Source organism: Pedobacter sp. GW821-FHT01D05 (assembly GCF_059422505.1).
Genome location: NZ_JBWKXA010000003.1, coordinates 553,808 through 567,551, shown reverse-complemented (window position 1 = coordinate 567,551; position 13,744 = coordinate 553,808). Strand labels below are relative to the sequence as shown.

Below are 13,744 nucleotides of genomic sequence, written 5' to 3'. Positions count from 1 at the left end.
ACGTTGGCAAAGGTAAAAAATAATAAGCACATTATCAAATAGTTACAAGATTAACCCCAAAAATCGGCCCTTAAAGCACTTTAAACGTGGATTTTAAATTTTGATTTTCAGACAAATTTTCCTATTTTAGAGGCTATTTTTTTATCTAATTTTTCCACTCTTAAAATTGTTATGTTCATCAATTTTTCATAAATTTGCAACCCGCATTTTTAATGTGGCTAAAAGCGTATCATGATAAATAAAAACAACAGGAACAGTCGGGATGACAAGTCCAAACCAGGCGGTCGGAAAACAGAAGGCAGAAGTAGTTCGGCCGGGTCTGACAGAAGAAGATCAGACGACAAAGACAGCAAATTCAAAAAATCATCCGATTCTAAAGACGGCTTCAAACCCAGAAGCTCAGACGGTAAAGATTTCAAATCAAAATCTTTCGGAGACAAAAAAGACTTCAGGCCAAGAACTGGAGACCGTGATTTTAAATCGAAAGATGGAGAATCGAAAGGCTTCAAATTTGGAGAGCGCGAGTTTAAATCAAAAGATAACAACTCAAAATCAGAAGACCGCAGCTTTAAATCAAGAGAAGGTGGATCAAGAGATTACAAACCAAGAACAGGAGATAGAGATTTTAAACCAAGAGAAGGTGGTGCAAGAGATTATAAGCCAAGAACAGGAGAACGCGATTTCAAATCTAAGGATGGAGATTCGAGAGATTTTAAACCGAGAACTGGCGACCGCGACTTTAAATCAAAAGAAGGCGGATCAAGAGATTACAAGCCAAGAACGGGCGACCGTGATTTCAAATCGAAAGATGGCGGAACAAGAGATTTCAAACCGAGAGAAGGTGGCTACAAAGATTACAAATCAAGAGGCAAATCTGATGATTTCAAGCCAAGTGCTGGAAGTTCAAGAGATGTAAAACCTAGAGAGCCAAGGGAAGGCGATACCCGTCCGTTTAGAAAACGCGAGGATGCACAGCCAAGAGATACAGAATTTAACCGCCCGGAGCGGACTGTAATTACCCAAGGCCGCAAAACAAATGAAGATAAAGGCTTAATTCGCCTTAACAGATATATTTCAAATGCAGGTATCTGCTCCCGCCGTAAAGCTGATGAGCTAATTGCTGCCGGCATTATTACCGTAAACGGAGAAGCCATTACCGAACTAGGCCATAAAGTTGATCCAGCGAAAGATTTAGTGCGTTATAATGGCGAGCTATTGAAACGCGAGAAAAAAGTTTACGTTTTATTAAACAAACCAAAAGATTACATCACCACTACCGACGATCCGCAAGAACGCCGTACGGTAATGCAATTGGTTGACAAAGCGAGCCGCGAGCGTATTTACCCAGTTGGCCGTTTAGACCGTAATACAACAGGTTTATTGCTGATGACTAACGATGGTGATTTAGCAGATAAATTATCGCATCCTAAAAACGGTATCACTAAAATTTACAATATTGAGTTGGACAAAGCTTTATCACAGGGCGATTTAAACAAAATTGCTTTTGGTTTAGAGCTGGAAGACGGATTGATTAAACCGGATAATATTTCTTATGTTGCAGGTGGAACCAAAAAAGAAATCGGCATCCAGATCCATAGCGGTAAAAACAGAATTGTTCGTCGTATTTTCGAACACCTGGGTTACAATGTAGAAAAGTTAGACCGTGTAGTATATGGTAATCTGACTAAGAAAGATTTACCCCGTGGCAGATGGCGCTATCTTGAAGATCATGAATTGATCCAGATTAAACATCTGATAAAATAATATGTAAAAGGCAGCCAATGGTTGCCTTTTTTGTTGCTTTACTAAAAAAGATGTTATCCTGAGCAATCAATTTTTTCAGAAAAACAATAGGAGTGGATATGACAGAGTGACGAGGTATCGTCATTCCCAACTTGATTGGGAACCACGAAGTACTCATCGAAGATAATCGTAATGCCTTGACAGGGTTTATAGGTTGCATTAAGATTCCCGCCTGCGCGGGAAAGACGACCGTTCTTTGGAATCCGTTAATGGTAATATAGTCCAATTTGAGGATAGCCCAACATTATTGCATCTCAATTGCAAATTACATTTTACGATTCCAAAGTAAATTAAGAACGACGAAGACGATTTATCAAATGGAAATTAATTTCCGTGCTCTTCCGTGCCTCCATGGCTAATTACATTTTAATTCCCCATATTTGCTAAAATCAACACCATATTTTCATGAAAAAACTCAGTTCATTGCTTATACTTTCTATATTTTCGACCCTTAGCTTCGCTCAAAAAACCAACTATAACCTGATTGTAGGTACTTATACTGTACCAGGAAAAAGTGAAGGAATTTACACCTATAACTTTGATGCTGCGACCGCTGCAACAAGCATAAAAAGCATTACAAAAAACACTGCGAATCCTAGTTATGTTGCTATTTCACCTGATAACAAATTTATTTATGCCGTTAATGAAACCGGAGCAACAAGTACGGTAAGTGCATTTAAATATGATGCCAAAACAGGCGATTTAACTTTTTTAAACAAAGTTGACAGTCACGGTGCTGATCCTTGTTTTATTACCGTTGATGCCAAAAATGTAATTGTAGCCAATTATAGCGGGGGCAGTTTAGCGGTATTCGCACGCAAGGCTGATGGCGCCTTAACCGAAGCTTTACAAACGATCAAACATACTGGAAAAAGCATCGATCCTAAAGGCAGACAAGAAAGCGCACATGTTCATATGGTTAAATTTACGCCAGATCACAAATATTTAATTGTTAACGATCTGGGTGAAGATCAAACTTATATTTACAACTATAACCCTACCTCAAAAGAAAAAATATTAACCGTTAAGTCGGTAATTAAAACCACTGCAGGCACTGGCCCGAGGCACATCACTTTTAGTCCAAATGGAAAATTCGCCTATTTAGCGCACGAATTTAACGGCAGCATAACGGTTTTCGCTTATTCGAATGGAAGTTTAACCAAAATCCAGGAAATTGGTACTACGTCGAAAGATTTTAGCGGAAAAGTAGATGGTGCAGATATTCATGTTTCGGCTGATGGAAAATTTCTTTATGAAACCAACCGTGGAGATGCCAATAGCATTTCTGCCTTTTCAATTCTGCCTACCGGAAAATTGAAATTCATCGAAACGGTAAGCACGCTGGGTAAAGGACCAAGAAACTTCACCATCGATCCGACTGGAAAATTTCTATTGATCGGCCATCAATACACCAACAACATCGTTATTTTTAACCGAAATAAAACCACTGGCAAATTAACCGATAGCGGTAAACGCATTGATGTTGGCGCGCCAGTTTGTTTGGTTTTCAATTAATCACCTAAAATTAAGCCAATGGAAAACTTCGATTGGACCAAATTCACCATCAAGATTGCTGTTAAAGCAAAACTTCAGGACATTTACAATGCCTGGACAAAAGCCAGCGAAATTGAAAAGTGGTTTTTAAGTGAGGCGGAATTCTCTGACGAGAACAAAGTATTGCTCAACAAAACCCAAAACGTATTGAAAGGCGATAAATACAAATGGATCTGGTATCTCTATGATGATATTGAAAAAGGAAACATAACTGAAGCCAATGGCAAAGATAAACTTCAGTTTACTTTTGCAGGTGAATGTTTGGTTGATATTAAACTCAAAGAAGAGTTTGAATACGTAATTGTGGAGTTGACGCAAAAGAATATTCCTTTAGACGATAATTCAAAAAGAAACATTCGTTTAGGTTGTCATAATGGCTGGAGTTTCTATTTGGTTAATCTAAAATCTGTTTACGAAGGTGGCATGGACTTAAGAAATAAGGATAACCGCTTTAAACCCATGTTGAATAATTGAGGTGATGGATTTAGTAGTTAAGGTAAGAGAAATTCAGGAATTAGGATTTTCGGTGGTAGATCATGTATTTACAGAACAGGAAGTTGAAGATATCCTCGCAGCGATTAACAGGACAGATTCGACAAAAGAAACCTTTAGAAAATCGGACGATCTTTTTGCGATACGTCAATTTTTAAAAGAAGTTCCAGAAACAATCGGTCTTATTTTCAATCACAAACTCAAACACATCGTAAAAGAGCTTTTTGGCGAAGATTATTTTCTTGTCAAATCGATCTATTTCGACAAACCCGAAACGTCAAATTGGTTTGTTTCCTATCACCAGGATTTAACAATTTCAGTTAACCAGAAAGTGGAAATAGCCGGATTTGGCCCGTATACCAACAAACACAAGCAGTTTGCCGTACAGCCTCCACTTGATATCCTCGAAAGCAACTTCACCATTCGCATTCATCTCGACGATACCAACGAGGAGAACGGTGCATTAAACGTAATTGCCAATTCGCATAGTAAAGGCATTTACCGCCCCAAAACCATAAACTGGAACATAGAAAAAGAAATGAGTTGCAATGTAGAAAGAGGTGGTGTGATGATTATGAAACCACTGCTGCTCCATAGTTCGGGCAGAACAAGCAACAATAAAAAAAGAAGGGTAATTCATCTAGAGTTTAGCAACAAAATATTGCCAAAGGAGTTGAAGTGGTCTGAATATTTGAGTTTAGTGTGATAGATACTGAAACAAGTTCAATACAATGGAACTCACCCGGCGATCGTCATCCTGAGTTTAACTCAGGATTTTATAGCATGACAGATACTGAAACAAGTTCAGTATGACGGAACACCTAAATAAATTAAGCTCCTTTACTTTACTCGAGCGTCCTGCTGAATTTATTTCAGCATCTTTATGGCAAGAAAACTAAATGAAATAGAACAAAAGAAGTTATGGAACGAGGTGGCTGCGTTTACATATTAACGAATCATACCCATACAGTTTTATACATTGGTGTAACATCAGATTATATTTTAGAATAGTTGAACATAAGGAGAAGAAATACCTTGACTCATTTACAGCTAAATACAATTGTAATAAACTAGTTTATTATGAGCAGTTCGACTCGATCGAGGAAGCGATTGCTAAAGAAAAGCAGTTGAAAAACTGGCGGAGGGCATGGAAGATTAATCTGATTAATCAAAATAACCCAAATTGGGATGATTTGTTTGAAAGCCTCAGCTAACGCGGTCGTCATCCTGAGTTTATCTCAGGATCTTTATGCATGATGGATACTGAAACAAGTTCAGCATGACGGCCAGAGTGAGGAATGCACGGATTAAAGCACCAGAGATCGTCGTCATGAGTTCAGCTTAGGATCTTTATAGCATGATAGATACTGAAACAAGTTCAGTATGACGACCCGAGTGAGGAATGCACGGATTAAAGTACCAGAGATCGTCATCCTGAGTTCAGCTCAGGATCTTTATAGCATGACAGATACTGAAACAAGTTCAGTATGACGACCCGAAAAAACAAAAAAATGGCCCCGATTTTCATTGAGGCCATTCAAATATTATACTGTCGCTTATTATGCCGGTTCTGCAACTCTGGCTACATTGCGATAGGGGAATTCATTAAAGATATGTCTGCGGGCAAAACGGCCCGGAGAATCGGCGTTAACCAATTTCACGTAAATTGCTTTTGGCACATCGAAATATTCGTAAGCACTTCCATCAAAAAACTGGATATTTAAAACCTGTTGTTTGTATTCGAAATCCTGAATATTCGATAATGTTGTCGTTTGCGTGTACGTTTCGATATTCTGTTCGCGTGTTTCCGGCGCAATACTTACCAGGAAATGATAAGCTTCGATAATTTCTTTACTTCTAGCTTCTGCATCTAATTTCTCTTCTTCCTGCTGAAATTTATCAGGGTGACAATCTTTCATCAATGTGCGGTACACAGATTTAAGCTCTTTTAACTCAGCATTTTTATCTACGCTCAAAAGCTTTCTGTAATCAACTATTTTCTTCATTTGGAATAACCTCTTTTTTAATTTTGTCGAAATGATTTCAGGAATCTTTATCTGCAAAACCGTTTCAAGCCGCAAAGATACGATTTATAATCATTTGATTTTGAGAAAGTTTACTTTTATTAAATATTGCTGATATGAATCACCAACTGATGAATTCTCCTGTACCTTACTTAAGTTTTTTAACCACTGATGCACACAGATAAACACGGATTTCATCTGTGTGCATTCTTTTTATCTGTGGTTAATGTAACGTAAGCCTTAATTTGTTAATATTTAGCCTGTAATGAGTTTTCGATTACTTCCTTATAATAGTTAACATAAACAGGAAGGATTTTTTTCAGATCAAAATCTTGTGCCCTTGCAAAAGCATTTTCTTTGAAACGATTTAGGGTTTCATCATCTTTCAATATTTCAATGGCATGGGCTGCCATCGCATCTACATCTCCAACATTGCTCATGTAGCCACAAAATCCGTCAATATTAAGCTCGGGCAAACCACCCGCATTTGTTGTAATAGCCGGCACTTTACAAGCCATGGCCTCTAAAGCAGCCAAACCGAAGCTCTCCGATTCTGACGGCATTAAGAAAAGATCTGAAACCGATAAGATTTCTTCTACCGCATCTTGCTTACCTAAAAACCTTACATTTTCACAAATATTCAACGATCTGCAAAGCTGCTCATCATAAGCACGCTCGGGTCCGTCGCCTACCATTAATAGTTTTGATGGAATAACCGCCTGTACTTTCTCGAAAATCCTAATCACATCAGCTGTACGTTTCACTTTCCTGAAATTACTGGTGTGGATTAAAATCCGTTCGTTATTTGGTGCAATTGCTTTTTTGAAGTGGCCTTTTGCCTGCAAACTGAAACGCGAAAAATCTATAAAATTCGGAATTACCTTAATTTCCTTTGTAATCTCGAAGTGGTTATAGGTATCTTCTTTTAAATCTTCCGACACTGTAGTTACACCATCGCTTTGATTAATAGAAAAGGTAACCACAGGTTTATAAGTTGGGTCTTTACCCACCAAAGTAATATCGGTACCGTGCAAAGTAGTTACCACTGGAATATGAATGCCATAACTTGCCAAAATCTGCTTCGCCATAAAAGCAGCAGAAGCATGTGGAATGGCATAATGAACGTGTAATACATCCAATTGTTCAAAACGGACCACATCTACCAGTTTGCTGGCCAGAGCCGATTCGTAAGGAGCGTAATCAAAAAGCGGGTAATCTCTTACGGAAACCTCGTGATAAAACAGGTTGGCAGAAAAGAAATCGAGCCTGGCAGGCTGACTATAAGTTATAAAGTGAACCTGATGTCCCTCGTTAGCAAGTGCTTTACCAAGTTCTGTTGCAACTACTCCACTACCGCCAAAAGTGGGGTAGCAAACAATTCCTATCTTCATTGTACATGTATTGTTGTTATCGCAAATGTACCCGATTTTAATCTATAATGCGTGTCGGCTTATTGCAATAAAAACAGATAGCTTTTCGAGAACAATTGCCGCAGATTCGCAGATTAATTTCAATTCGAAAATTGAAGCTTAATAGCTTCTAATGATTCTCTTGTACTGCAAAGATTTCTCATTAAAATTAATTAACAAACCTATTCCTAGTTTTGATATAGCCAGATAATTCAAAACTTGTGCATAATGTTCATTTATCAACTCAGATTTAGATTTCACCTCGATAATAACCTTATCATCGACAACAAAATCAGCATAAAATTTATGTTTAAGTATAGTCCCTTCGTAATTTACAGAAAATTCTCTCTCTTTCGTAATTGATATTTCTATTCCTAAGTTCGAATTCTAGCGCATCTTTGTAGACAATTTCTGAAAATCCTTTCCCCAAAATACGATGTATTTCCATCATAATTCCAATTAACAAATAACATTCTTCCTGAAAAGGATAATCAATATCACTATATGAATTTCCCATAAATATAAGTTTATTTAATCTGCGAATCTGCGGCTAAAACATACTCCCTTATATCAAGCAAACTTTCAATTAAAATGCCAAATCAAAAAACCTCATGTAACCTTTAATAACAGGTAACATAGAAATCACTAAAATGTAAGATGAGGAAAATTGAGGAAATTTCTCCCTAAATAATTATTTTAGGTTTCGCATTTCTTCTTTTATTACAAGGAAAAGTTCGTTTGGCCTTTGTGTACCAATAAAATATTCCAGGCCATCGCGATCGGTTAAAACAACCGCATCTTTACCTGATGAATAAAAACGGATCGTACCTTTTGTGTGCAGGTTATAAACCGGATTATTGAAAAAATAACGGCTATAAGTTGCTTTACGTACATCAACAATACTGTTTAGGTCTATCTTAACACGTTTGGTTGTCCAAAGACCGTCCAAAATCATGCTACCATTATCTACCACAATTTTGTATTGGATCAGGAAAAGCAAAAGCATAGAAACACCGATGATCCCAAAGCCTACAACGAGGAACAAATCTTGTGTATTGTCGCGATCGCGCTCATAAACATAGGCTGCAAAACAGAACGCAGCCATAATAAGCCTAATGAAAATACGGACATAATCACGGCCGATGTACTGTTTTTCGATATAGGCGTATTTGCTTTCCACTTATTTAATTTTGAGTTCGAATATAGCAACTTTTTTTGTTGCTGTAGTTAATTTATATCGGTTATCCTGCCGCATACCAGCAATCCAAACAATTTCGCCATTGCCGTTAACCAAAATCGGTGTAACGCTTTTCAAATGTAGGGGAACTTTCTCGTCGATAAAATAATCGCTCACTTTTTTGAGATTGCGCATACCCAACGGAATAAATTTATCTCCATTTTGCCAGTTCCTCAATACCAAAGGGAAAATTAATTTATCGGCATTTACAAAGGCTTTATTCGAATTAATTTCGAATTTCACTTTATCTGTAAACCCCAACGAAATTTCATCATTGGCAAAAGCAATATTTTCAGTTGTTGGGTGGATAAACTGATTGGTGTTAACCGATGTATTTTTTTCAACAATAACCAGATCACTTCTATTGATAATGGCCTGATGTGTGGCACTAAAAAAATGTGTACCACTTAAAGCCTTTAAACTGTCTAAAATTTCCTGCACTACATTTTCGCCAAAATTAAAAGGCTTAAGTAACTCGTAAAGCAAGAGCTTTTGCGGATTTAATTTCGAAACCTCTTCCAAAGGGATATAAATGCCATCATTCCTTTTATTTAGGATTTTATTTGCAAGTTTCTGAACCTGGATATTTAAAAAAGTCTCCAATTGAGCAAAGCGCGAGATATTTTCGGCAAATGTTTTTTCGAGGTTAGGGTTAATCTCCTGCAAATGCGGTACTACCTGTAGCCTGATTTTATTCCGTGTATAATTCGTACTTGCGTTCGAGCTATCTTCTACAAAATCGATGTGATTAGTCTTTACAATTTCATCAATCTGCTGTCGGTTTAAAAAGAGTAAGGGCCTGATCAGTAAATCACGTTTAGGTAAGATGCCATGCAGTCCGCTTATTCCTGTGCCACGGGTAAGGTTAATGAGTACGGTTTCTACCGCATCGTTCTGGTGTTGGGCCAGAGCTATGTAATCGTAACCTTCTTTATGCCTAATTTCTTCAAACCAGTTGTAGCGCAGATCGCGTGCTGCCATTTGGGTAGAAATTTTATTTTCGGCCGCATATTTTTTGGTATCAAAATGCGTTACATAAAAAGGTAATCCTAAATTTTTGGCCAGTAGCCCAACAAAACTTTCATCACGTTGTGCTTCATCAGCCCTTAAATTAAAATTACAATGTGCCACGCCAATATCAATGCCTATTGCTTTAAACAAATGCAACATTAATACCGAATCTTTTCCACCACTCACGGCCAAAAGAATCTTGTTAGCCCGAACAAACAGCTGTTGCTGTTCAATAAAATCCTGAAATTGTTTTAGGGGTAACATCCATCAAAAATATTTAATTTTAACTGGTATTCCGAACGTTCGGAACAAAAAACTAACTTTGTAGTGTGCAAAAACTATTTGTCTTTTTATTCCTGCTAATCTGTCCCGTATTTTTATTCGGTCAGCAACCCGCTTCGAAGATTAAAATCGTTTCATTTTCCAAGATAACTGGCGATACCAAGAAAAAAATAAGCTACCTGCGAAACCCTGTTTTTCAACAAGATAACGCAACATTAACCTGCGATAGCGCCGTATTTTACAGCGAACGAAACTATTTCGAAGCTTTTAAAAATGTACACATCAACCAACTTACCACCGATATTTATTCAGATCAACTGGAGTATGATGGAAATAAAAAACATGCACATTTAACCGGAAACGTGAAGATGATCGATCCAACCTCGATCTTAACGACCAATATTTTAGACTACAATACCCTGAGCAAGATAGGGACTTATACCAGCGGTGGTAAAATTATAAACAAGGAAGTAACGCTAACCAGCAAAAACGGTTATTATTTCAGCAACTCGAACGATGCCTATTTTAAATATGATGTAGTTGTAGTTACACCGCAGTCGACGATAAAGTCGGATACGATGAGTTATAACACACAAAGTAAATGGACTTTCTTTTACGGCCCCACCAATATCAAAGGAAAAGACGATAATCTTTACACCGAAAATGGCCAGTATAATACGATGACCGAAGATGCCTTTTTTGGGAAGAAAAACCTTTATACCCAAGGTACAAGATCTTTAAAGGGCGATAGTTTATATTATTATGGCAAGAAAGGCATTGGTAAGGCTGTTAAAAACATTGTTTTCTCTGATACAAAAGATAAAATGAAAATGTTTGGCGACTTAGGTTATTACTATAAGCTAGATCAGCGAACACTGGTTACCCGAAATGCATATCTGGGTATTGGCACGGAAGATTCTATAATGGTGAAGAATAAAAAAAGACCAGATAGTTTATGGATGGGTGCCGATACCTTAGAAACGCAGATGGTACTACAAAAAACCTTAAAGCTAATCCCTAAAATTTCGATTAAAGCCGACAATCAGGTTGGAGAAGATGATGAAGATACCGGTGAGAAAAAGGGGACTACAGAGCCTAAGGAGAAACCAGAAACACAAAGTACGCTAAAAGAAGACCGAAATAAACGCAACACCGCAAAAATAAGCAGGGCTGATAGGAAGAAAAAGAATAAGGGTGAGGCGGTAACGGAAGATCCGCTTAACCTGAAGGATAAAAGCATTGATAGTTTAAAATCGAAAGTTGACTCACTTGGCAAGGGGCTGCCCAAGCTTAACCTCGATAGTTTACAGAAAAACAATCTTTTAAAGAACAAGGCTGATTCCATTATCAAAAACCTGCCTAAACTTAAAACCGATAGCCTGAAAAAGCCGGCTGATAAAACCAATTCGATAGTAAAAGATGTATCGAAAACAAAAATCGACAGCCTGCAAAAAAAGATCGCCGATAAAGCCTCTCCTATTGTAAAGGATATTTCAAAAACGAAAATCGATAGCCTGCAAAAAAAGATAACAAAATCTGGCGTTAAAGATAGTTTAACAAAAGCGCTAGGAAACTTAAAAACCGGCGCATTAAAGACTGATACAGCCAAATTTAATCCAGCTGATACCGTTCAAACGCGTATCATTAAGGCTTACCATGGCGTTAAGATTTTTAAAACGAATATACAGGCTAAAACCGACAGCCTTTTTTACACCAGTGCCGATTCTACGCTACGTTGCTACAGTAATCCGATTATCTGGTCGGAAGGTTCTCAGCAGGTTGGCGACACGATATTTGTTCAGTTCAAGAATAAAAAACTAAACAATTTACAGGCATTTAGAAATGCATTTTTAGTAAATACACCAAAAGATTCGTTAAGGTTTAACCAAATAAAAGGCCGATTGATGACGGGTTTCTTTAAGGATGGTAAATTTAAGAACCTCTATGTGGATGGCAATGCCGAAAGTATTTATTATACCCAGGATGACAGTACAAAGGTGTATAAAGAAATGAATCAAACCCTAAGCAGCAGGATAAAATTCATCTTCAAGGATAAGGAAAATGCAATTGAGGAAATTGTTTACATCAAGGGAATAGAAGGAGCTTTGAATCCGGAAAACACGATTGCAAAAGATCATGTATTAAAAGGATTTTCGTGGAAACCTACCGAGCGCCCAAAATCAAAGAAAGATGCCATTGGCTCATCTGGAAAACCTAAACCCAAAGCAAAGGCCAAAACAGTTGCTGGCAAAACTGTAGCTGGTGCTAAAACCACCGCCCCGACAAATAAACCAGTAACAGCGGCACCTGCTGTTAAACCGAAAATCACATTGGGGAAAGACAGCTTAAATGTGGATAAGAAATTGCCACAAGCTAAACCAGCAGACACGGCCAATTTTGGCATTAAACCCATTTTACCCAAAAAGGACTCCGTACAGGTGAAAAAAGTGGTTGGTAAAATGTAGTTTATTTTAACGTCATGCTGAACTTGTTTCAGCATCTATTTAGCCCTGAAATGTATTACCTTCGGTAAGCTCGCTAAGGCTCGGTTCAGGGTGACGACCTGGATAGATTAATATTTAAAAAAATATTTCTATAACCCTCCCTTCAAAAATTCCAACATCTTTTTTAGTGCAATAGCCCTGTGGCTAATTTTATTCTTTTCTGCCATGTCCATTTCAGCAAAAGTGATATCATAGCCGTCCGGCTGGAAGACAGGATCGTAACCGAAGCCCTTCGAACCGGATAATTCTGTTCTGATTGTTCCTTCTATTATGCCGTCAAAAATATGGTTTTTACCACCTTGCATTAAGGAGATCACTGTTTTAAACCTTGCTTTTCTGTTGGAGTTGCCCTTAAGCTTCGTTAAAACCAATTGAATATTTTCTAAGCTATCCCGGCTTCCCGAATATCGGGCAGAATAAACGCCCGGTTCGTTATTCAAAGCGTCTATCTCTAAACCGCTATCATCTGCAAAACAGTCTAAACCAAAATGTTCAACCACGTAGCTGCTTTTTAAGGTAGCATTTCCTTCAAAGGTATCTGCAGTTTCAGGAATATCAACCAAACAGCCAATATCTTCCAGGTTCAATACCTCGTATTTACCTTCAAGTGCCGCACGTATTTCTTCTGTTTTATGTTGGTTATTAGTAGCAAATACTAGTTTTTTCATTGTAAAAAGGGTAAAAGGTTTAAGGTTTTGGAGTCGAATTAAAATGCCATATCTCAGCACTTGATACTTAATTCTCAATACTTGATACGCTTGCGAAGCCGTTACTTAATTTTCTGAAGGTGGCCCCAAAGTGTTTTCTTAGCAGTTAAATCGCTATCCAGATGATGGAGATTAGGAGCAAAGATAATCCTGGTCGTTTCGTGAACGATGATTTCATTCTGCCAGATAAGGTTTAGTCTCAAGTCGGCAATCTCTACACCAAAAGATAACATAATAGCGGGTTTAAAAAACCGCTGCAATTCTGCGAAATCGGTTCCCTTATAATTTGAATAATTTAGAATAGCAAAATCAGGTGTGCCTAAATCTACAGCTTTAACAATTTTCCGCAACAGTTCTCTACCCTGTTCGGTACTTACATCATGCTCATTATCGTTCACCAAAATCAGTACCGATTTTTTATTTCCACCTAAAAATTTAAACGTTTTTTCGGGCGTTGGTTCGGCCACAATATGCGGAATTTCAGGTGCTTGCGGATAAACTTTAGGCACATTTGTAGTATTAATCCCAGGAATTTGTGTTATTTCCGGTTTTAAAACTGGTTCTTTCACTTCAGCAACCGAAACATTTTCGACAGCCAAAACTGGCTCTGGATTACTTAAAGGCAGAATTTCTACGCTTTCATCCTTTACCAGAAAAACCTCTTCGGTAAAAAATAAACGTAAAGCATTCGCATTGTTGGTAACCTGGTTTTCCATTCGTA

The 13,744-nt window shown here is 37.7% G+C and carries 12 protein-coding genes and 1 pseudogene; 6 read left to right on the top strand and 7 right to left on the bottom strand.

Features of this window, described 5'->3' with window-relative positions:
• Nucleotides 1-231 precede the first annotated feature (231 nt).
• The 5 genes from AC07VK_RS14630 (at nt 232) to AC07VK_RS14610 (ending at nt 5,063) form a co-directional block, all read left to right on the top strand.
• Nucleotides 232-1,764, top strand: coding sequence for a pseudouridine synthase (locus tag AC07VK_RS14630; protein WP_492961349.1), 1,533 nt, complete (start codon nt 232-234; stop codon nt 1,762-1,764).
• A 444-nt stretch (nt 1,765-2,208) separates the two neighbouring features.
• Complete coding sequence (locus AC07VK_RS14625; RefSeq protein WP_492961347.1) at nt 2,209-3,318, top strand: lactonase family protein; 1,110 nt, start codon at nt 2,209-2,211, stop codon at nt 3,316-3,318.
• A gap of 18 nt (nt 3,319-3,336) precedes the next feature.
• A complete protein-coding gene (locus AC07VK_RS14620) occupies nt 3,337-3,831 on the top strand; it encodes an SRPBCC family protein (RefSeq protein WP_492961345.1) in 495 nt (164 codons plus the stop codon).
• A 4-nt stretch (nt 3,832-3,835) separates the two neighbouring features.
• Nucleotides 3,836-4,555: a phytanoyl-CoA dioxygenase family protein gene (locus tag AC07VK_RS14615; protein WP_492961343.1), complete on the top strand. Its 720-nt coding sequence runs from the start codon at nt 3,836-3,838 to the stop codon at nt 4,553-4,555.
• 229 nt (nt 4,556-4,784) lie between these two features.
• Nucleotides 4,785-5,063: a GIY-YIG nuclease family protein gene (locus tag AC07VK_RS14610; RefSeq protein WP_492961466.1), complete on the top strand. Its 279-nt coding sequence runs from the start codon at nt 4,785-4,787 to the stop codon at nt 5,061-5,063.
• Between the two features lie 345 nt (nt 5,064-5,408).
• Here AC07VK_RS14610 and AC07VK_RS14605 read toward each other — a convergent pair whose 3' ends face one another.
• From AC07VK_RS14605 to tilS, 5 genes and pseudogenes are all read right to left on the bottom strand, one after another.
• Nucleotides 5,409-5,855: a KTSC domain-containing protein gene (locus AC07VK_RS14605; RefSeq protein WP_029279950.1), complete on the bottom strand. Its 447-nt coding sequence runs from the start codon at nt 5,853-5,855 to the stop codon at nt 5,409-5,411.
• A gap of 266 nt (nt 5,856-6,121) precedes the next feature.
• A complete protein-coding gene (bshA, locus tag AC07VK_RS14600; protein WP_492961341.1) occupies nt 6,122-7,264 on the bottom strand; it encodes an N-acetyl-alpha-D-glucosaminyl L-malate synthase BshA in 1,143 nt (380 codons plus the stop codon).
• Between the two features lie 138 nt (nt 7,265-7,402).
• A pseudogene (locus AC07VK_RS14595) lies at nt 7,403-7,799 on the bottom strand (GxxExxY protein).
• A 174-nt stretch (nt 7,800-7,973) separates the two neighbouring features.
• Complete coding sequence (locus tag AC07VK_RS14590; protein ID WP_029282618.1) at nt 7,974-8,462, bottom strand: hypothetical protein; 489 nt, start codon at nt 8,460-8,462, stop codon at nt 7,974-7,976.
• The gene (tilS, locus tag AC07VK_RS14585) at nt 8,463-9,794 is read right to left on the bottom strand and encodes a tRNA lysidine(34) synthetase TilS (protein ID WP_492961340.1); all 1,332 of its coding nucleotides are present in this window, start codon (nt 9,792-9,794) and stop codon (nt 8,463-8,465) included.
• A 65-nt stretch (nt 9,795-9,859) separates the two neighbouring features.
• Between tilS and AC07VK_RS14580 the strand changes: the two genes are divergently transcribed.
• Nucleotides 9,860-12,277: an OstA-like protein gene (locus AC07VK_RS14580; protein ID WP_492961338.1), complete on the top strand. Its 2,418-nt coding sequence runs from the start codon at nt 9,860-9,862 to the stop codon at nt 12,275-12,277.
• Between the two features lie 128 nt (nt 12,278-12,405).
• On the opposite strand, the gene AC07VK_RS14575 is transcribed toward AC07VK_RS14580, so the two are convergent.
• Together AC07VK_RS14575 and AC07VK_RS14570 are read right to left on the bottom strand one after the other, a co-directional pair.
• A complete protein-coding gene (locus AC07VK_RS14575; RefSeq protein ID WP_492961336.1) occupies nt 12,406-12,984 on the bottom strand; it encodes a non-canonical purine NTP diphosphatase in 579 nt (192 codons plus the stop codon).
• Between the two features lie 101 nt (nt 12,985-13,085).
• Nucleotides 13,086-13,739, bottom strand: a complete 654-nt coding sequence (locus tag AC07VK_RS14570) for a hypothetical protein (RefSeq protein WP_492961335.1) — start codon at nt 13,737-13,739, stop codon at nt 13,086-13,088.
• Nucleotides 13,740-13,744: the final 5 nt, after the last annotated feature.